The sequence below is a fragment of the Pseudomonas migulae genome (assembly GCF_024169315.1).
Taxonomy (GTDB): Bacteria; Pseudomonadota; Gammaproteobacteria; order Pseudomonadales; family Pseudomonadaceae; genus Aquipseudomonas; species Aquipseudomonas migulae_B.
Genome location: NZ_JALJWR010000001.1, coordinates 2541337 through 2560521, shown reverse-complemented (window position 1 = coordinate 2560521; position 19185 = coordinate 2541337). Strand labels below are relative to the sequence as shown.

The window sequence follows — 19185 nt, the reverse complement described above, 5'->3', positions numbered from 1 at the left end:
TCGCTCACGTTATCCCTGAGTTTTCCGCTGCGCAGTTATAAACGACGGTTATTTCCAAGAGTTAGCGTTGCCAAGTTGAATGTATCGGCCAAGTGGCATTTTTGTTGTCATTTTGGCATAAAAACCCATGGGGGCTTTTTCTTCGTAAGATTTTATCTTTTTGTCAAGTTTGAACATTTCCGCTATCTGGTCATCATGACGCGCAATGACGTCTGTATATACTAGAGGCCCTACCATGTTGCCCATTATTTTTGGTCTGCCATTGGGGTTTTTCTCCAGTATTGCCTGTCCGATATATCCACCGTTTTTGGAGAACTCTCCTGAGCCGACATTTTTTGTATACCGTAGAGTCATTTCATTCATTATATCCTTTAAAATCGGGTTTCCGGCATGAGCAGCGAACGAGCTGTTGGGGATCAAGGGATCAGAAACAGCCCCTTCCCAAGACACGTGCACAGGCTCATGTGTAACAATTTCGTCAGGCTCTGCCATTAATGATGTATTGCCTAACTGCGCTCCCTCATCTGTTCGATCGTCGTGGTGATAGACATCGTCGACATCGGAGTACATTCCACCGAGCTTATACACGATGAACGGTTTTAAAACGTCTGCTACATAAGCGAGGTTTTTCGGGTCTCCCAATCTGAAATCATTGTATAAGGTCGCGACTTCGGTTTTTTGAAAGTCGCGGAAAATCTCACTGTCTCTTAAATAGACTATTTCGTGAATTTTCAATTTTTCCAGTGTTGAGGCGTATTTGTCTTTGGTGGCTGTTTCCAGATATAAGTGCACTTTGTAACCACTGGCCTGTTCGGCAGTGTTATTAATGTTTGCTACGTGTGCTGCTAATTTTTCTGGTGCTTCGCCAATCCATATCATATGGATATCCTGATTGATTGGTTTTTTATCCATTCCGTTTGGATCTCTATACACAATGGGATTGTTACCCACCATTTTATAGCGATTAAGCCCGTCTATACTTCCCGCCGGATCCGGATTAATCCATCGTCCAAGCCACCCTGCATAGTACCGGGCACCATAGTAATAAAGCCCGCTTGTATCCCGTTCCTTGCCCGAATACCGAACGGTCTTGAAATCAGCCTCAACACGCGAACGAGCCGCCCACCAGGCTGTACCGCCAAATGGGTAGTAGCCTTCATGGCTGATCACCCCCGCGTTTTTATCCACTTCCAGACTGCAAGACCCCAAATGATCGTCGACGCTGTAACGTAGTTGATCAGCCTCGATATCGTCAGGTTTGCCCTTGACCCAATGCAGGCACCGCACGCTGCCACGAGCCAGTGGAACGCAGATGACCTGAAGTTCTTCATCGTCATCGATTCTGCGCACTTCCAGTCCGGGCAAGTAATGGACGACACGCTGGTGTGTGACGGCTCGAGCTTGTCGGGTGCTGAATTTTACGACCCGTTCACCGCCCGCGTTGTAGCGAAACCACTCACCGTCATCGGCCGCTGTCGAGCGGCGTACGGTGATTACGCTTTGCAACTGATTACGCGCATCCCAGGTCATCGGCTGCGCACCGGGGATCAGGCGTTGCAGGTTGCCGTTCGCGTCGAAGTAGCGCTTGAAGTCGGGTTCGTCTTCCCCTTCATTCCACGGCAACGCGCGGTTGCTTTGCGGATCGACACGCATTGAATGAGTGAATGGGTTTCGGTCACTCTCATGACGAAGTTCGGTCCGATTGCCACCTGCGTCGTACTCGTAATACTCGGTGTAGTTGAGCAACCGGGCAGGATCGATGGGGCTGGGGATCATCAACTCCGGCAACCCTGGTGTCCGGCCCGCGCCCGCCTTTTCGCGACCCGTGGCGCAGGTGAGTTGGGAGAGGCTGTCGTAGGTGTACGTGTTTTCTGCTGCCACACGCTGGTTGGCGAAATAACTGTCGGGCTGGGTGTGGTCCACCATTCGGACAATGTTGCCGACCGGGTCATACTCGTAACTCAACTCCTGGAGCCGCTCGCGTTTTGAAGTGATGGTGGTCAAGCGTTCCAACCGGCCAGTCGACGCCTCATAGGTGCTATTACTGGTGACATCGTTGCCGGTGATCTGTGTCAGCAACTGGCCTTCGGCGTTGTAATGAGCAGCCTTCAACAGCGGTTGCGGTTCTTGAGAATTAAGCGTCAGGTCAATGCATTGCAATTGCCCGGCACGATCGAACTTGAATTGTTGTCGGTGACCACCGGCGTCTGTCAGTTCGATCACTTCCCCTGACGCACTGTAAAGAGATGTGCTGGTGTACCCCGGCCCAGGTTGCAGTAATGGATCGCGGTCAGCTTCAGCCTCGGGCCAGTTGGCGGACAGGTCCGTCGCATTTGGCAGCAAACGCCGGGTTTGGCGGATCAATCCACCGTTCAGGGCGGTTTGCTCATACCACAGCGTACCGGCCGGATCATCGTGGCGGATCAAGCTGCCGCATTGGTTGCGGTTGGCAAACTCGATCGTATTGTCGGCATACATCAGCCGTTCGACACTGCGTACATCCATGCCCGGGGTTTGTTGATGGATGGCGGTCGGCCGACGCAGTTTGTCGTACTCGTTCTGCCAGTGGCTGCCTCGGCCATCCCAATGTTCATGAACTTGCCCGGTTTCGCCTGCCAGGCTCAAGCGCCATCCCGCATCGACGTTTTCTGTCAACAATGCCGCACCCGACAGGCTGTAAAACGTTGTCTGGTTCGGCCGGGTGGCCGGTGAGAGGAGTCGAGGGTCGCGTTGAGTCACCAATCGCCCGGCGGCGTCATATTGCTGAGTGACGATGCGCGCAGCGACTTTGTCGGCTACAACCGTGCGCAGATACGCCACTTGCCGCACCGTTAGGCCACGACCGTCATTAGCACTCAGCGCTGGCGTATGGGAGTGGATATCAGGGACCAACGAATTTTCCCCTTCGACGTACCGACAACGTATCACTGGTGAGATAAAGCGGCGAACAGGTTCAACTTATCAGGTGAGGCAACAGCTGTGACCTGTCAGATATGACAGGTCACAGCCAGGTTTTAGAACGAGTAAATAGATTTTCCAATCTGTTGATTACTTTTTATCAAGCAAAAAAAACCGGCCTGTTGTTGCCAACAGACCGGTCTCTCACTCTGGCACGTCGCGCTTACTGCACTTCCACCGCCAGGCTTTCACTGATCTTTTTCTGCCAGATGGCAGGACCGGTGATGTGTACCGACTCACCCTTACTGTCAACCGCAACAGTCACTGGCATGTCTTTCACGTCGAACTCGTAGATCGCTTCCATGCCCAGTTCGGCAAACGCCACCACGCGGGATTTCTTGATCGCTTGCGCCACCAGGTAAGCCGCGCCGCCCACTGCCATCAGGTAGACGGCCTTGTGGTCCTTGATCGCGTCGATCGCGGTCGGGCCGCGTTCGGATTTGCCGATCATGCCCAGCAGGCCGGTTTGCTCAAGGATCTGACGGGTGAACTTGTCCATCCGCGTGGCAGTGGTCGGACCGGCAGGGCCAACCACTTCTTCGCGTACCGGATCAACCGGGCCGACGTAATAGATGAAGCGACCTTTCAGGTCGACCGGCAGGGTTTCACCCTTGTTCAGCATCTCGACCATGCGCTTGTGCGCGGCGTCGCGACCGGTGAGCATCTTGCCGTTGAGCAGGACGGTTTCGCCCGGCTTCCAGCTCTGCACGTCTTCCGGGGTCAGGGTGTCGAGGTTGACGCGACGGGCCGACGGACCGGCTTCCCAGACGATTTCCGGGTAGGCGTCCAGCGGTGGCGCTTCCAGCGAGGCCGGGCCGGAACCGTCGAGCACGAAGTGGGCGTGACGGGTGGCGGCGCAGTTCGGGATCATGCACACCGGCAACGAAGCGGCGTGGGTCGGGTAATCCATGATCTTCACGTCGAGCACGGTGGTCAGGCCACCGAGGCCCTGGGCACCGATGCCCAGCTGGTTGACCTTCTCGAACAGCTCCAGGCGCATCTCTTCGATACGGTTGGACGGGCCGCGCTTTTTCAGCTCGTGGATGTCGATGGATTCCATCAACACTTCCTTGGCCATGACCGCGGCTTTCTCGGCGGTGCCGCCTATGCCGATGCCGAGCATGCCCGGTGGGCACCAGCCGGCGCCCATGGTCGGAACGGTCTTCAGCACCCAGTCGACGATCGAGTCGGACGGGTTGAGCATGGCCATCTTCGACTTGTTCTCGGAACCGCCGCCCTTGGCTGCCACCTCCACTTCCACGGTGTTACCCGGAACGATGGAGTAGTGGATAACGGCCGGGGTGTTGTCCTTGGTGTTTTTACGAGCGCCCGCCGGGTCGGCGAGGATCGAGGCACGCAGGACGTTTTCCGGCAGGTTGTAAGCCCGGCGCACGCCTTCGTTGATCATGTCGTCCAGGCCCATGGTGGCGCCATCCCAACGTACGTCCATGCCCACGCGAACGAACACGGTGACGATGCCGGTGTCCTGGCAGATCGGGCGGTGGCCGGTGGCGCACATGCGCGAGTTGATCAGGATCTGCGCCATCGAATCGCGGGCTGCCGGCGATTCTTCGCGCAGGTAGGCCTCGTGCATCGCCTGGATGAAGTCAACGGGGTGGTAATAGGAAATGAACTGCAGGGCGTCGGCAACGCTCTGAATCAGGTCGTCTTGCTTGATCACGGTCATGAGTCGCGCTCCTCTAAAAGACGGGAACATTCAATAAGGTGCTTGCAGCTTGGGTGCATCGGTCGGTTGCAAGCACCTTTCAAGGCACGCCGGGCATGCTGGCGCGACGCTAAAAAGGCGCGGCAGTATAACGCGCCTCGCAGGCGGGCACACGCGCCGGCAGTCAATCTTGTGGCGAGGGGATTTATCTGTGGCGAGGGGATTTATCCCCGTTCGACTGCGTAGCAGTCGCCTGATCCGACTCACGCGGTGTACCTGCCGCACCGAGGTGCAAGTTTCGGGGCGGCTTCGCCACCCAACGGGGATAAATCCCCTCGCCACAGATAAATCCCCTGTGACAGAGAAATCTCTTCATCACAGATAAATCCCCTCATCACAGGAAATCGGTTCATCGGGGTCATCGCATTGACGCCATTTTTACGCGTTGAAAATTGAATGGTCATTTGTCAGACACGCCACTAAAGTGGCATTCGGTCTGTAGAGTAGGACACTCGGTCAGCCTCCTTTCGCACGGTGAGTCAACGATTGACCCATAACGCCATCCAGCGCCTTTTGCTCAAACGTTTTGCCCTCGCAGCCGGCACCTACGCCCTGGCCCTGTTGCTGCTGTGGCTGGCGTTTTTCACCGGCCATTACGATGAATCCCTGGCTAACGTGGCCGTCGGCAGTGCGCTGGTGGTCATCAGCCAGGCGACGTTGTTCGCGGTGTTTTACAGCGGCTGGAATCTGCGATTTTCCGACCCCAGCCTGACCGAAGCGCAAGTGTTGCTGGGGCTGGGTTGGCAAACCTGGCTGATTGCCAACCTGGATGAGGCACGCGGCGCGTTTCTGGTGTTCTACGTGCTGATTCTGCTGTTCGGCCTGTTTCATCTGTCGCGTCGTGCCTTTGTGCGGTGCGCGTTGCTGGTGTTTTTCAGTTTCAGCGCGATCACGCTGTGGGAGGGCTACCACTTCCAGCTGGCCGACCCGGCGCTGGCCGCGTTGCAGGTGTGCGTGCTGTTTATCGTGCTGGTCTGGCTGGAGCTTTACGCCCGATACGTCCAGGCCTCCCGCTTGCGGATGCGGCAGCGCCGCTTCGCCTTGCAGGCGCATCAGGACACCCTGCGCGGAATGATGCGCCAGCTCGAAGACCTGGTCGCCACCGACGAATTGACCGGGCTGTTCAACCGTCGACATTTCTTGCGCCTGGCCTCCCGCGAACTCAACGCCATGGAACTCGGTGTCGTGCATGGCCTGGCGCTGATCGACCTCGATCATTTCAAACGCATCAACGATGTGCACGGCCACGCTGCCGGCGATCAAGTGCTGCAAGCGTTCGCCGGTGTGGCCAGCGCCTGTTTGCGTGAGGGGGACGTGCTGGCCCGTTATGGCGGCGAAGAGTTCGTGGTGCTGCTGCCCGATTGCAGCCCTGAACGCCTGACCTCCTGTTGCGAGCGGTTGCGCATTGCCTTCACCGACGTCGAGTTGATCGGCGTGAAAGTGGGCAACCTCAGCCTGTCGGCGGGCATGACCCTGCTGGAATTGGGTGACGATCTCGACGATGCCTTGCAACGGGCCGATCAGGCGCTCTATCGCGCCAAACGCGACGGCCGCAATCGTTGCGCGGCGGCGTGGGAGAACGTCGATGCCTGAGTTGCGGGTCGGCAATCGTCAATGGTCGGTGGCACCGGGCAGCAACCTGCTTGATGCGTTGAATCAAAATGGTGTGTCCGTTCCTTACAGCTGTCGCGCCGGCAGTTGTCATGCCTGCCTGGTGCAATGTACGCAAGGATTGCCGAGCGACAGCCGACCCGATGCCCTGAGTGCAGAACAGCGTCAGCAAGGCTGGCGCCTGGCGTGCCAGTGCCAGGTGATCGAGGATTTGCAGGTGCATGCCTTCGACCCGCAACAGGACGGCCGTCCGGCCGAGGTCGCCGCCGTCGATTGGTTGAGCGGCAACGTCTTGCGTCTGCGCCTGACGCCACAACGCCCGTTGCGCTACAGCGCCGGGCAGCATCTCGTGTTGTGGGCGGGCAATGTCGCGCGGCCGTATTCGCTGGCCAGCCTGCCGGAAGAAGACCGTTTTCTGGAATTTCACCTCGATTGTCGCCAGCCCGGCGAATTCAGCGATACAGCGCGTCAATTGAAGATTGGCGACCCGATCCGTCTCGGCGAATTGCGTGGCGGAGCCTTGCATTACGACCCGGACTGGAACACCCGACCGCTGTGGCTGATGGCCGCCGGTACCGGATTGGGCCCGTTGTTCGGCGTCTTGCGCGAAGCCCTTCGTCAAGATCACCAAGGTGTCATCCGCATCATTCACCTTGCCCATGACGCCGACGAGCATTATCTGGCCAAACCTCTGCAAGCCATGGCCGCCAGCCGTCCGAACCTCAGCATCGAGCTGTGGACACCGACCGAGTTGCCCGCGGCTTTGGCGCAACTGCGGCTTGTTTCGCGACAAACCCAGGCCTTACTCTGCGGATCCCCCGACAGCGTCGATGCCTTTGCCCGGCGACTGTACCTGGCGGGGCTGCCGCGCAATCAACTGCTGGCCGACGTCTTCCTGCCCCGCGGTTGAGCGCTGATTTTTCAGATGCGAGACCTTCCATGCCCGATGCCATCCAGATTGAACGCGAACGCGGCCTGCTGACGCTACGATTGAACCGCCCCGACAAGAAAAACGCCCTGACCCGCGCCATGTACAGCCATCTGGCCGAAGCGCTGGAACAGGCGGACACCGACCCCGAAATCAATGCCGTGCTGATCACCGGTTCGGCCGAGTGCTTTACCGCCGGCAACGACATTGCCGACTTCCTGCAACAGCCTCCGAGCAACCTCGACAGCCCGGTGTTCCAGTTCATGCTCACTCTGCTCGAATGCCGCAAACCGGTGATCGCGGCCGTGGCCGGTGCGGCGGTGGGGATTGGCACGACGCTGCTGCTGCATTGCGATCTCGTCTATATCAGCCGTGATGCGCGGTTGCGCATGCCCTTCGTCAATCTCGGGCTCTGCCCGGAGTTCGGTTCCAGCCTGCTCTTGCCGCGTTTGCTCGGGCATGCCAAAGCGGCTGAATTGTTGCTGCTCGGTGAAGGTTTCAGCGGTGAACAGGCTGCCGAGTGGGGCATTGCGACCGAGGCGTTGGGCAGTGGCGAAGCGGCGCTGGCCAAGGCGCGGGAGATGGCGCTGCGTTTCGAGTCGCTGCCACCGGAAGCGGTGCGCATCAGCAAGCAATTGATGAAAGCCCCGGATCGCGAGCAGCTGCGCAAGGTGATTGAAGAGGAGGGCGCGTTGTTCACCCAGCGGCTGCGCTCGCCGGAAGCGATTGCGGCGTTGTCGGGGTTTATCAACCGGTAAACCCATCCATCGTCACGAAGCAAGCAGGCAAGGTGTTGCTTCCTTGCCTGCATATACTTCCCCGAGCCCTTTAACCCAAGTACCTGAGTATCAGTCCGGATTTCTCGATAGCAGCACCGGAATGCCCGGCAACGATAATTTTGCCGTCTTTTTGTAGAGCCAGTGCAGAGCCTTCGTCTGCCTTGCCAGGCTCACCATTAGCCACCCAGCCTTTGCCATTGAAGGAACGGTCCAACTGTCCGGTTTCCAGAAAACGCGCCAATACTAAGTCATAGTCCAATGTTTCGGATCTTCTATACCCCGCAACAAGTATATTCCCGTCGTCTTGAATCGCGCCGGTATTCCAGCCAAGGCCGCGACTTTCAAGCTGAGTTATTACTTGCTTGCCATCATTGAATCGCGAGTCAGGAAGCCCGTTCTCAGTAAGGCTAGTCAATACTCCAGAATCAGGTATATATGTCCTGGCAATAATGAGCATTCGGCCACCGGATTGTTCGGCTAACTTATATCCTGACAAAGAGCTACTTGATGGGTGTTCGGTGGAGATAAGACGAAAACCATCTGGTCCTATCGAGGGATCCATGTTGCCATTTGCGTCACAGCGTAGCAGTAGCGCTTTACGCTCGCCGTAGTCCCATACGCTTCCGAAGCATAGGTATTTTCCGTCTGGCTGGACGGTGACACTCATGAGAGTGGTGTAAGTGTCGAGGTATAACGGATGACTGACGATCAAGTAACCCGTTTTATTGAAACTGGTATCCAGAGAACCGTCGCTATTGAGTCGAATAAGCAAACCGACAACTCGCACGTTATCAAAACGATGTATTGATGTGGTCAGGATTTTTCCATCGGGCAGTAGGCGTGCCTTGCTGAATGCACCGCGGTCCATACCTGAATTCGATGCCTCGTCCGAGGCGGTTGGTGAGTGGGGGGGAAATAGTACGTCGAGGACTACCTTGCCCCCTGTTCCGAACTCTTTTTTTAGCTGCCCCGTCGAGTCATAACAGGCTAGGCAGCTGACTTGACCAATTGAGCCGGAGAGCAACAGTCTTCCAGATTCTAATAATGTGACGGAAGCTCCACGGGAGTCGACCCCATCTCGAAACTGACCGGTTACAAAACCGGTGTCAGCAAATTCGGTATCGAAGCTGCCGTCTGGATTTAGTCGGATGAGCGCATAATACAACAGTGCGGAAGCATCTCTTACGGTGGCGGCAACGTAAATTTTGTCGTTGGTTTCATCGAGGCAGAGACCTTTGACCTCGACTTCCAGAAAGCCTGGAATCTCAATCACCAGTTTCCCTTTCGTGCCAAAGGACGTATCAGGACAACCTGGTTTATTGTTGACGTTAGTTTTTTCAGGGCACATGTTTTTTATCCCTTATCCACAAAGATTTTCCTTGAAGAACGCGAGCCTCGAGTAAGGTTGCGATCATCAAGGGTGTGCCGGAAAGCTGACTCGGTGGGGACTGTTTTAATCCTCGAAAAGTAATTTATCTACTGTCATATCTGACAGGTACCAGGTGCTTGCTTTTTTATAAGTGATAATAGGGTTATTCATGGGCGGGAGTCTGTATTTCACTCTTCTTGGATTCTGTGCTCGCGGGATTGCGTGAAGAAACCAAAAAAGCCCCGCCATTCACATGGCGGGGCTTTTTTTTTTCAGCAACCGATCAATCAGACCTGCGGATCGCCAACGTGCAGGATTTTCATCCCGTTGGTGCCGCCGGTGGTGTGGTAGCTGTCGCCCTTGGTCAGGATGACCCAGTCGCCTTTCTCGACGACGCCGCGCTTGACCAGCTCGTCGATCGCCTTCTGGCTGACTTCGTGCGGCTCCAGCGAGGCCGGGTCGAACGGAATGGTGTACACGCCGCGGAACATCGCTGCGCGCGCCTGGGTTTCGCGGTGCGGCGAATACGCATAGATCGGCACCGAAGAACGGATGCGCGACATGATCAGCGGGGTGTAGCCGCTTTCGGTCAATGCGATGATCGCTTTCACGCCCGGGAAGTGGTTGGCGGTGTACATGGTCGCCAGCGCAATGCTCTCGTCGCAGCGGGTGAATTCCTTGCCGATGCGGTGGCTGGAGGTCTTGCCGGTCGGGTGCTTTTCAGCGCCGACGCAGATGCGCGCCATCGCTTGCACGGCTTCCAGCGGATACAGGCCGGCAGCGGATTCGGCGGACAGCATCACGGCGTCGGTGTAGTCGAGCACGGCGTTGGCCACGTCGGACACTTCGGCGCGGGTCGGCATCGGGTTCTGGATCATCGACTCCATCATCTGGGTCGCCACGATCACCGCCTTGTTGTGGCGGCGTGCGTGCAGAATGATCTTCTTCTGAATGCCCACCAGCTCGGCGTCGCCGATTTCCACACCCAGGTCGCCACGGGCAACCATCACCGCGTCGGAAGCCTGGATCAGGCCATCGAGGGTTTCGTCGTCGGCCACGGCTTCGGCGCGTTCGATCTTCGCCACCAGCCAGGCAGTGCCGCCGGCCTCGTCGCGCAGTTGACGGGCGTAGTTCATGTCGGCCGCATCACGCGGGAAGGACACGGCCAGGTAGTCGACCTGCATTTCTGCGGCGAGCTTGATGTCGGCCTTGTCTTTCTCGGTCAGGGCCGGAGCAGTCAGGCCACCGCCGCGACGGTTGATGCCTTTGTGGTCCGACAGCGGGCCGCCGATGGTCACGGTGCAATTCAGTTCGGTGGCGGTGGCGGTATCGACGCGCATCACCACGCGGCCGTCGTCGAGCAGCAGCTCGTCGCCCACGCCGCAGTCCTTGACCAGGTCCGGGTAGTCGATGCCGACCACTTGCTGGTTGCCTTCGGTCAGGGGATGGCTGGTGGAGAAGGTGAATTGATCACCGATCTTCAGCTCGATCTTCTTGTTGGCGAATTTGGCGATACGGATTTTCGGGCCTTGCAGGTCACCCAGCAGGGCAACGAAGCGGCCGTGCTTGGCAGCGAGGTCACGCACCAGCTTCGCGCGAGCCTTGTGCTCGTCGGGGGTGCCGTGGGAGAAGTTCAGGCGGGCGACGTCCAGGCCAGCCAGAATCAGCTGTTCGAGAACTTCCGGCGAGTTACTGGCCGGGCCAAGGGTAGCGACGATTTTGGTACGACGGACGGACATGCAAAGACTCCTGAGTTCAAGCGCTGAGTGAGGCTACTATGCTCTCCGGTTGTAGTCATTGTTCGTTTGCACTACTTATTCGCTTCTTTCTTTAAACGAACACTTTTGGTTACTGGCAGCCTGAAGATTTCCGCCAACGGGTCGATAAAGAGCTCAAGACAGGAGAACCCCCATGCGATTCGTGCTCATAGCCATCCTTGCCCTCAGTGTTGTGGGCTGCACCCGTTTTTCGATGAACCATCATTTGAATAATGCCTACAAGGCTTACGACCGTGGCAATTGCGAGCAAGTGACGCTTGAACTGTCCAAAGTCGAACGCGCCAGCCGTGCACGGTCTTATGTGTGGCCGGAAGTGTCGATGCTGCGCGGATTGTGCCTGGAGCGGCAAAAACTGTTTGTCGATGCGGCGCAGACCTACCAGTTCATCATGGCCTCGTACCCGCAAAGCGAGTACGCCTACCGCGCCCGCGCCCGCCTGGAAACCTTGCAGTCGCTGGGTCATTACCCACTGCGCAGCTCGGCCGCCGTGGTTCGTCCGACCCGGTTCTGATTGCGTTCAACCGCTGGCCCGCCCGCGGTGGTGAGCTATAGTCGAATAAACCGGTTTAGAGCCTGGTTTCTAAACCGACGTAACACCTGTGATCGGCAGGAGTAAGCGACAGCGGCTTCATGGACTGTCGCACCGGGATCGGGGAGAGCGCGCCCATTGCCTGGCCTTTGTTTGATAAAGGCAGGCAGGCCCGTTCCGAAGCATTAGTGCGGTCCTGCTTAAGGGCCTTGCTGGGCGTATTGCGCATGTTCACTGACCGCCGGATCGAGCGGCATCAACTGCCGTATTTTCTGAAAGTGTTCAACAGCGTCACCGACAAACCGATTGGCTTTCTGGGCAATGTCTCTGAAGACGGACTGATGCTGATTAGTCAGTTGCCAATGATGATCGGCGCCGATTTCGATTTGCGCCTGAAAATCCCCATGGCCGATGGTTGTCAGCAGGTGATCGACCTCAAGGCCTGTTGCCTGTGGTGCCATGAAGACGCAACCCCCCACCATTACGACGCCGGGTTCAGCCTGCAACGGGCACCGCCGGAGTACGGGCAATTGGTGGAGGCATTGAAGCAGTACTTCAGTTTTCAGCCGTTGCCGGCGTCTGCCTGACGACGGTGGTGTATTTACAATCGCCATCGCGGGCAAGCCCGCTCCCACAGTGTTTCGGGGTGTTCACACATTATGTGATCGCCATAAAACCTTGTGGGAGCGGGCTTGCCCGCGATGGCGTCGGTACAGGCAATAAATAGTACCGCCACTAAAACACCCCGGCCTTCTTCCATTCCAGATACCGCGTCACCAGCGCGGCGCCCAGTTCATGAGTGCTTGCATCCAGCACCGGTACGCCATGGGCATTGAGCCGTTCATGAAGTTCGGCCCGTGCATTCAAGAAGTCCACCGTCCCGCAATAGACCAGCGCTTCGGACAAGGTTTGCACGGTTGACTGACGCAGGCTGTCGAGTACGTCCTCGCGCAGGCTCGTGACCAATACCCGATGCTGCTTGCTCAGGCGTTTGACGGCAGTCAGCAGTTCCTCATCGTCTTCGTCCCGCAGGTTGGTCACCAGCACCACCAGCGCGCGACGCTTTTGCCGGGCCAGCAGTTGAGTCGCCGCGGCTTGATAGTCGGCGCTGCGCTGGGTGCTGGTCAGGTCATAGACGGTGTTGAGCAATACGTTAAGTTGCCCGGCACCTTTCACGGGGGCGAGATAGCGCGGTTGCTCGACCGCAAAGGTGCTGAGCCCCACCGCATCACCCTGGCGCAGGGCGATGTAGCTCAGTAACAGACAGGCATTGAGCGCGTGATCGAAATGCGCCAGTTCTCCGTCCTGGGTACGCATGCGCCGCCCGCAGTCGAGCATGAAGATGATTTGCTGGTCGCGTTCATCCTGGTACTCCCGCGCGATCGGCGTGCGCTGGCGGGCGGTGGCCTTCCAGTCTATCTGGCGCAGGCTGTCGCCTTCGCGAAACTCACGCAGTTGATGAAACTCCAGGCCCAGGCCGCGTCGTTGCTGCTGGCGCACGCCGAGCTGGCTGAGCCAGTTGTCCACGGCCAACAGTTGGCCGCCATAGAGGCGGGCGAAATCGGGGTACACGCGGGTTTGATCGGGCACATTTGGCAGGCGTTTGTCCGACCACAGGCCCATTGGGCTCGGCAGGTTGATTTCGCAGTGTTCGAAGGTGAAGTGACCGCGCTTGAGTGGACGCAGGCGATAGCCGATCCGGGTGTGCCGGTCCGGTTGAAGCTCGACGGACAGGGGAAGGTTATCGAAACTCAGGCCGTCGGGTACGTGGTCGAAAATCCGCACAGTCAGCGGCTGGGGGAAGTCATGCTCGACCTCCAGTTGCACTTCGCTCCAGCGGCCGAGCGCCAGGCTGCCGGGCATTTGTCTGGTTATCCGGGGTGAGGGCTGGCGTTTAAGGCGGATAGCATCGAGTATCGCCAGCGCCAGTAACGCCAGCAGCAAGCCCCAGTTGATCGACAACAGCGTTGATGGAACGGCGATGTCCAGCGCCCGCAATGTGCCGAGCACGATGCCAATGGCCAGCAGCAGTGCCAACCAGATCAGCAGCAGGCGCGAGGGTTTCACAAGCGCGGCGCCGGTACTTGATCGAGCAATTGCTGCAGCACGTGATCGACCTCCAGCCCTTCGATATCCAGCTCCGGTGCGATGCGTACGCGATGGCGCAACACCGCCAGCGCGCAGCCCTTTATGTCATCCGGAATCACGAATTCGCCGCCGCGCAACAAGGCGCGCGCCCGAGCGCAGCGCACCAGCGCAATGGAGGCACGAGGCCCGGCACCGAGGGTCAGGCCGGGCCAGCTACGGGTGGTGCGTGCCAGCCGTACGGCGTAATCGAGGACCTGATCATCCAGCGGCAGATCGCTGGCGATGCGTTGCAGTGCCAGCACGTCCTTGGCTTGCAACACGGTGCGCAGCGGTTGCACATCAAGCATGTCGGCGCGGGTCGAGCGGCTGACCTGGCGCACCATGTCCAGCTCCTGATCGGCGTCGGGGTAGTCCATGCGCACCTTGAGCATGAAGCGATCCAGCTCGGCTTCCGGCAGGGGATACGTCCCTTCCTGTTCGATAGGGTTTTGCGTGGCCAGCACCATGAACGGTTGCGCGATGGGCAGGGCCCGGCCTTCGAGGGTGACCTGCCGTTCCTGCATGGCTTCAAGCAATGCCGCCTGGGTTTTCGCCGGGGCGCGGTTGATTTCGTCGGCGAGCAGCAGGTTGGTAAACAATGGGCCTTTGCGCAGTTTGAATTGCTCGGTCTGCAGGTCGTACACCGCGTGCCCGGTGACATCGCTGGGCATCAGGTCCGGGGTGAACTGGATGCGCGCGAATTCGCCGCCAAAGCAACGGGCGAGGGCGCGCACCAACAAGGTCTTGCCCAGCCCCGGTACCCCTTCGAGCAACACGTGGCCGCCGGCAATCAGCGCGGTGAGCACGTCGTCGATCACCGTGTTCTGGCCGATCACGGCTTTTCGCAGTTCAGCCCTTACCGCTTGGGCCAGCTGACTGGCGCGCTGGCGTTGCTGTGCGGCGTGGCTCGGTGAACCGGGCTCGATCTGTTCACTCATAAGGCGTTCCTCAAGGTTTGCAGGTGAGCGACCTGACGACTGAATTCAACGCTGGAAAGCCGTTGCTTCGGTCGCGGGCTCATGGCCTGGCTGATAGCGCGTGTGGGTTGGCCGCTCAGGCGTGCGAGCACCAGCCATTGTTCGGCGACGCCGAGTTGTTCAAAACCGGGGTGACGGCGCCGCACCCGGCGCAGGATGTCGTGCTGCAAGGCTTGCAACAGGCTGTCTTGACCGGTGCGGCGCCACATGAAATCGGCGCTGGCTCGCAGGTGCTCGTGGAGTTGCCGACGAGCTCTCGGGGCGGGTTCGATCAACGGCCCATGACGCACGCCGACATGCCACAGGCAAAGGCCGATCAGGGCGACGAGGGCAACCAGCGCCTGGGGGAAGTTACGCAGCAACAAGGTCAGCAGGCTGTCGTGGTCGGTGTTGAACAGCAGGGTCACGTTCGTGTCTGCGGTCAGGTACCAGAGCAGCCAGGCGTTGTCGTACTGGTCGATGGCCGGGGTTTTCCACAGGTCGGCGTCGGTGACCACGATGATCGAACCGAGCCCGTGGTTCAGCTGCATCATGTGCGTGGCCTTGGCGCTGTTGGCCCAGGCTTGCGCGAGATTTTTCGGGTCTTCGAGATGGAACGCGGTATCGAAGGTGGCGTAGGCCGGCGCGTCTTCGTCCTCGAGGTACAGCTTGGTCAGTTTGGGGTAGGGGTCCTTGCCGATGTCGGGCGGCGGGTCCTTGAGGTCTTTGCTCAATGACTGATGCAGCTGCACCCGGTCGAGCAACAGGTCATTGCTCTGGCCCAGTTTTTCATCCCATAACGACTCGGCGATGAATAGAAGACGTCCGCCGGCGCGGGTCCAGTTCAGCACTTGATCGATCTGGCGCGGGGTCATGCCGGAGCGGTCGCCGAGCAACAACAGGGTGCGTTGCCGAGGCTCCAGCGTGGGCAGGATATCGAGGCTGTTGGCATGGCTGACGGTCAGGCCCTGTTTGCGCAGGAAATGTTCGGCGGCCAGATAAGGGTTGGCCTGGGCTTCGGGCGAAGGGCCGTGATCGATGTCTGCCGGGTAGGGCGTTGCCTTGGTGTACAGATAAATACTCAGCGCGCCCAACAGCAGCGCGATGCATACGCCGGCTACAAGCCATAGACGCCGGTTCAACGTGACGCTCCGGGGCCGAACAAGGTCCGCCAGCCGTCACACAGTTCCTGTTGCAAATGCGCCGGTGGCAGGCGATGCCCGTAGGCCATGTTCTGCCAGTGCCCGGTCAGGTTTTTGCTGAAGGCCAACAGGGCGGGTTGTTGCAGTTGCTCGACGCGTTCCAGCACCTGGCCTTCGGTGTCAGCGGGTTTCAGCGCCATGTTGTAATCGTGCAGCAAGTGGCTGAGCAAGGCGCGGTAGAGCAATCCGAGTGCTTCACGAGGGTTGGATTGCCACAGGCTTTCGGCGCTGGCGGCAATGTCCTGGGGCAGGGTTTCGCGGTTCAGGTCCAGGCCGAATGCCTGTTGCGGTAACGGCCGCGCGACTTTGCCCTTCAACGCCGGTCGACGACTGACGAAGGCCTGCAACCATTCCCGGTAACGCCAGATCAACACACCGATCGCACCGATGACGGCGCCCCACAGCAGCACTTCAATCAAGGTCGCCAGCGCACCGAAGCGCTGGTTATCCAGCAACTTGAACAGGGCCTTCAGCCATTCGGGGGCTTTGCCATCGTCAGACGTTTCGGCGGATGGCTTGTCCTCGCCAAAACGATAGCGCGTGACCGTTTCCTTGTTCTTGAACGGCGGTTGATCGAGGATCGCCTTGATGCTGTCCCGGGACGCCTGGCTGGTCAGTGGCTGGTCCAGCAGGCGTGCACTGTCGGGGGCAATGGCCGGTTCGGCGGCCCAGAGGTTTTGCCCGGTTGGCATTAACAGAAAAGCTGCCAGCAGTAGCGTGACGGCGGCACTGCTCACCCGTTGGCGCAGGCGGCGGAACACCAGTTCGATGTCCCACGCTTCAAGAATCGTGCGTCGATTCAGATAAAGACTGAAGCCGCAGGCCACGTAGATCGGTTCCCACACCACCAGCACCAACACGTAAAACGCATTCGTCAGGTGCTCCAGCCAGCGCCAGTCCTGTGTGGCGGCGGACAGCAACGTCTGCCAGCTCCAGTCGAGTTCGACTTGTGGCGGCAGGAGCAGGTAGAACAGCACCATCAGGCCGATCCACAGCGCGCTTTCCAGATGCACGCCGATGATCGTCAACCAGCGCGCCGCACCGCCGTCGCGTTGCAACAGCACCTGCAAGCGCTGTTGTCGTGCCTGACCGCTCAGGCCTTCGAGTTGCACCACCGGCAACAGGAAACTGCGACTCAAGCTCAAGCGTCGCCAGGTCAGGCTGGCCAGCAATTGTGGTTTGAGCAGTCTTGGCCATTGGCGCAGTGCCTGTTTCAGCGTGGGCGTTTCACCGAACATTGCTTTGGACAGGATGTACAGCGGCAGGCGCTCGAACGCGGGCTTCAGCCACCAGAAGATGAACGCGGCGAGGGAGGGGGAATCCCACAGCAGCAAGGTGAGCAGGGCAAAAACCGGCAGGGTCACGATGGCCCAACTGGTCATCAGCAGGCGTCGGTGCCGCTGGCTCAGCAACACCCCCAGGTCCATGGCTTCCCAGGTGGTTCGAGGGCGGATCACCACGGTCGCGTCACTCAGGCGCATGGCGGGTCCGTCCGGCAAACAGCAGATACATCGCGACCAGAAACCATAGCGCCGCGCCGACCAGGTACTTGGTCATCGGGGAAGGCGCGGTCATCGACGACCAGTAGGCTTCGATAAAGGCCGCGATCAACAGAAACAGCATGACCCCGCAAATCAGCAGCACGCTTTTGCGCGCCGCCACGCGCAAGGCTTCGGCGCGCGGCAATCGCCCCGGTGCAATCAACGCCCAGCCCAGTTGCAGGCCGGCGGCACCCGCCAGGGCAATGGCGCTGAGTTCGAAGGCACCGTGACCGATCACGAACGACCAGAAGGTTTGTCCGTAGCCGATCTGGGTCAAGTGCCCGGCCACCGCGCCGATCATCAAACCATTGAAGAACAGGAAAAACGCGCTGCCCAGGCCAAACAGCAAACCGCTGGCAAAGGTCTGAAAGGCAATGCCGATGTTGTGCATGATGTAGAAACCGAACATCACCCAGTCTTCACTGGCCGCCCGTTCCGCCGAGCGCCCTAGGTGGCCGGCGACTGGGTCGTACATGCCTTGCATTTCGTTGACCTGTTCGGCCGGGATCAGGTTGTAGACCAGGTCCGGGAACAGATACACCAGCAACGCAAACCCGATCAGACTGCCAAAAAACATCAGGCTGGCGGCGAGGACGAAACGCCACTGCTCACGTACCAGTCGCGGGAAATCCGCCAGGATGAAGCCAAGCGCGTTGGCCCCCAATCGGCTGCGATGCTGATAAAGCTGTTGGTGCCCGCGCAGGACCTGTTGCTGCAACGAGTCGATCAGAAAACTGCTGTAGCCGCGCTCCCGGGCCAGGGCCAAATGCTGGCAGAGTCTTCGATAGTCTTTCGGAAAACCGGCGATCCGAGAGGTGTCCTTGTTCCGTTCCAGCCTGTCGAGCATAAGGGCAAATTGCGCCCATTCAGCCTTGTGGCGACTTTCGAAAAGACTTTGCTTCATGCGGGGCCCAACAAACCGCGGGCGATGCCATTGAGTTCCGCCACGGCGCGTGGCGCTGAAACCTTCAGCGGTTGCGCGAGGATCGACGCGAGCTCCGTGACCCGTGCTTCGGAGAGTTCACCCTGGCGTTCGGCAAACCCGAGGATGGCGCGTTGCTCGGGAAGCGTCAGGGCAAACGACGGACGCCGCGGCTCGGCGTCAGGCAGTTGGGGTCGGGTGATCGGCTGTTCGCGGTAGATCACCAGCGTGCCGGCGGCGAGGTCGCCGAGGCGTTTGAAGCTGGGGTGTTGCAGGCAACTGATGGCGCCGAGGAAATAGCCGAACGGCAGCAGGTCGACAAAGCGCAGCAGGTTGCGCAACAACGACGCGGACCAGCCGATCGGCGTGCCATCGTCCTGCACCACCCGCAGGCCCATCCATTGCTTGCCCGGCGAGCGCCCCTGATTGAGCACCTCGAACAGCACCATGTACCACCAGCTCACCCCGAACAGCAGGATCGAGCCCAGCCCGGCGCCGAGTTTTCCCAGAAACGCGAGGACAATAAACAGCAGGCCCAGAATCAACCCGCGCAGTCCGAGGTCGATGGAGAACGCCAGCGCACGCACCATCAACCCGGCCGGGCGCAGTGGCAGGTCGATGCCTTCCGGCGTTTCAACCTGATACCGCGTATCCAGTGGCGGGGACAGCGTCGCTTTCCTTGGCAGTGCTGCGGTCTCGAGCATGGGCAACCTGATGATGTGGCCTGATCGGGATTCTCTGTCCGGCCGATGCTAGCAG

At 59.1% G+C, this 19185-nt stretch carries 15 protein-coding genes; 5 read left to right on the top strand and 10 right to left on the bottom strand.

Translation table 11 applies throughout. The annotated features are described in order from the left end of the window. Positions 1-48: 48 nt before the first annotated feature. Both J2Y86_RS11755 and J2Y86_RS11750 read right to left on the bottom strand, forming a co-directional pair. On the bottom strand, positions 49-2820 hold the full coding sequence (locus J2Y86_RS11755) for an RHS repeat-associated core domain-containing protein (protein WP_253431255.1): 2772 nt from the start codon (positions 2818-2820) through the stop codon (positions 49-51). Positions 2821-3121: 301 nt separating this feature from the next. After that, positions 3122-4645, bottom strand: a complete 1524-nt coding sequence (locus tag J2Y86_RS11750) for a fumarate hydratase (RefSeq protein WP_253431252.1) — start codon at positions 4643-4645, stop codon at positions 3122-3124. Between the two features lie 525 nt (positions 4646-5170). On the opposite strand from J2Y86_RS11750, the gene J2Y86_RS11745 reads away from it, so the two are divergent. From J2Y86_RS11745 to J2Y86_RS11735, 3 genes are read left to right on the top strand one after another with little or no spacing between them, the layout of a single operon-like run. After that, positions 5171-6277, top strand: coding sequence for a GGDEF domain-containing protein (locus J2Y86_RS11745; RefSeq protein WP_253431249.1), 1107 nt, complete (start codon positions 5171-5173; stop codon positions 6275-6277). Beyond that, positions 6270-7205, top strand: coding sequence for an iron-sulfur-binding ferredoxin reductase (locus J2Y86_RS11740; protein WP_253431246.1), 936 nt, complete (start codon positions 6270-6272; stop codon positions 7203-7205). The genes J2Y86_RS11745 and J2Y86_RS11740 overlap by 8 nt, the downstream gene beginning before the upstream one ends. Before the next feature lie 29 nt (positions 7206-7234). Beyond that, positions 7235-7981: an enoyl-CoA hydratase-related protein gene (locus tag J2Y86_RS11735; protein WP_253431243.1), complete on the top strand. Its 747-nt coding sequence runs from the start codon at positions 7235-7237 to the stop codon at positions 7979-7981. Between the two features lie 70 nt (positions 7982-8051). On the opposite strand, the gene J2Y86_RS11730 is transcribed toward J2Y86_RS11735, so the two are convergent. Together J2Y86_RS11730 and pyk are read right to left on the bottom strand one after the other, a co-directional pair. Then, a complete protein-coding gene (locus J2Y86_RS11730; RefSeq protein ID WP_253431240.1) occupies positions 8052-9350 on the bottom strand; it encodes a hypothetical protein in 1299 nt (432 codons plus the stop codon). Between the two features lie 308 nt (positions 9351-9658). Next, positions 9659-11110, bottom strand: a complete 1452-nt coding sequence (gene pyk / locus J2Y86_RS11725) for a pyruvate kinase (protein WP_017340507.1) — start codon at positions 11108-11110, stop codon at positions 9659-9661. A 172-nt stretch (positions 11111-11282) separates the two neighbouring features. On the opposite strand from pyk, the gene J2Y86_RS11720 reads away from it, so the two are divergent. Then, positions 11283-11660: a tetratricopeptide repeat protein gene (locus tag J2Y86_RS11720; protein WP_253431237.1), complete on the top strand. Its 378-nt coding sequence runs from the start codon at positions 11283-11285 to the stop codon at positions 11658-11660. A 245-nt stretch (positions 11661-11905) separates the two neighbouring features. Next, a complete protein-coding gene (locus J2Y86_RS11715; protein WP_253431234.1) occupies positions 11906-12265 on the top strand; it encodes a PilZ domain-containing protein in 360 nt (119 codons plus the stop codon). A 148-nt stretch (positions 12266-12413) separates the two neighbouring features. On the opposite strand, the gene J2Y86_RS11710 is transcribed toward J2Y86_RS11715, so the two are convergent. The 6 genes from J2Y86_RS11710 to J2Y86_RS11685 are packed head-to-tail and all read right to left on the bottom strand — an operon-like array spanning position 12414 to position 19130. Further along, positions 12414-13745 (bottom strand): DUF58 domain-containing protein, encoded by a 1332-nt coding sequence (locus tag J2Y86_RS11710; protein WP_253431231.1) that lies wholly within the window; start codon positions 13743-13745, stop codon positions 12414-12416. Further along, positions 13742-14743 carry an AAA family ATPase gene (locus J2Y86_RS11705; RefSeq protein WP_253431228.1) on the bottom strand — a complete coding sequence of 334 codons (1002 nt, stop codon included), beginning with the start codon at positions 14741-14743 and terminating at the stop codon, positions 13742-13744. The genes J2Y86_RS11710 and J2Y86_RS11705 overlap by 4 nt, the downstream gene beginning before the upstream one ends. Then, on the bottom strand, positions 14740-15903 hold the full coding sequence (locus tag J2Y86_RS11700; RefSeq protein ID WP_253431225.1) for a DUF4350 domain-containing protein: 1164 nt from the start codon (positions 15901-15903) through the stop codon (positions 14740-14742). The genes J2Y86_RS11705 and J2Y86_RS11700 overlap by 4 nt, the downstream gene beginning before the upstream one ends. After that, the gene (locus tag J2Y86_RS11695) at positions 15900-17444 is read right to left on the bottom strand and encodes a DUF4129 domain-containing protein (protein ID WP_253431222.1); all 1545 of its coding nucleotides are present in this window, start codon (positions 17442-17444) and stop codon (positions 15900-15902) included. Before J2Y86_RS11695 ends, J2Y86_RS11700 begins: the two co-directional genes overlap by 4 nt. Then, the gene (locus J2Y86_RS11690) at positions 17431-18408 is read right to left on the bottom strand and encodes a stage II sporulation protein M (protein WP_253431219.1); all 978 of its coding nucleotides are present in this window, start codon (positions 18406-18408) and stop codon (positions 17431-17433) included. Before J2Y86_RS11690 ends, J2Y86_RS11695 begins: the two co-directional genes overlap by 14 nt. After that, positions 18405-19130 (bottom strand): RDD family protein, encoded by a 726-nt coding sequence (locus tag J2Y86_RS11685; RefSeq protein ID WP_253431216.1) that lies wholly within the window; start codon positions 19128-19130, stop codon positions 18405-18407. Before J2Y86_RS11685 ends, J2Y86_RS11690 begins: the two co-directional genes overlap by 4 nt. Positions 19131-19185 lie beyond the last annotated feature (55 nt).

Coding starts and splice junctions, on each gene's coding strand:
- J2Y86_RS11750 (WP_253431252.1), bottom strand. CDS start 4,645: ATGACCGTGATCAAGCAAGACGACCTGATTCAGAGCGTTGCCGACGCC.
- J2Y86_RS11740 (WP_253431246.1), top strand. CDS start 6,270: ATGCCTGAGTTGCGGGTCGGCAATCGTCAATGGTCGGTGGCACCGGGC.
- J2Y86_RS11735 (WP_253431243.1), top strand. CDS start 7,235: ATGCCCGATGCCATCCAGATTGAACGCGAACGCGGCCTGCTGACGCTA.
- J2Y86_RS11730 (WP_253431240.1), bottom strand. CDS start 9,350: ATGTGCCCTGAAAAAACTAACGTCAACAATAAACCAGGTTGTCCTGAT.
- pyk (WP_017340507.1), bottom strand. CDS start 11,110: ATGTCCGTCCGTCGTACCAAAATCGTCGCTACCCTTGGCCCGGCCAGT.
- J2Y86_RS11720 (WP_253431237.1), top strand. CDS start 11,283: ATGCGATTCGTGCTCATAGCCATCCTTGCCCTCAGTGTTGTGGGCTGC.
- J2Y86_RS11715 (WP_253431234.1), top strand. CDS start 11,906: ATGTTCACTGACCGCCGGATCGAGCGGCATCAACTGCCGTATTTTCTG.
- J2Y86_RS11705 (WP_253431228.1), bottom strand. CDS start 14,743: ATGAGTGAACAGATCGAGCCCGGTTCACCGAGCCACGCCGCACAGCAA.
- J2Y86_RS11695 (WP_253431222.1), bottom strand. CDS start 17,444: ATGCGCCTGAGTGACGCGACCGTGGTGATCCGCCCTCGAACCACCTGG.
- J2Y86_RS11690 (WP_253431219.1), bottom strand. CDS start 18,408: ATGAAGCAAAGTCTTTTCGAAAGTCGCCACAAGGCTGAATGGGCGCAA.
- J2Y86_RS11685 (WP_253431216.1), bottom strand. CDS start 19,130: ATGCTCGAGACCGCAGCACTGCCAAGGAAAGCGACGCTGTCCCCGCCA.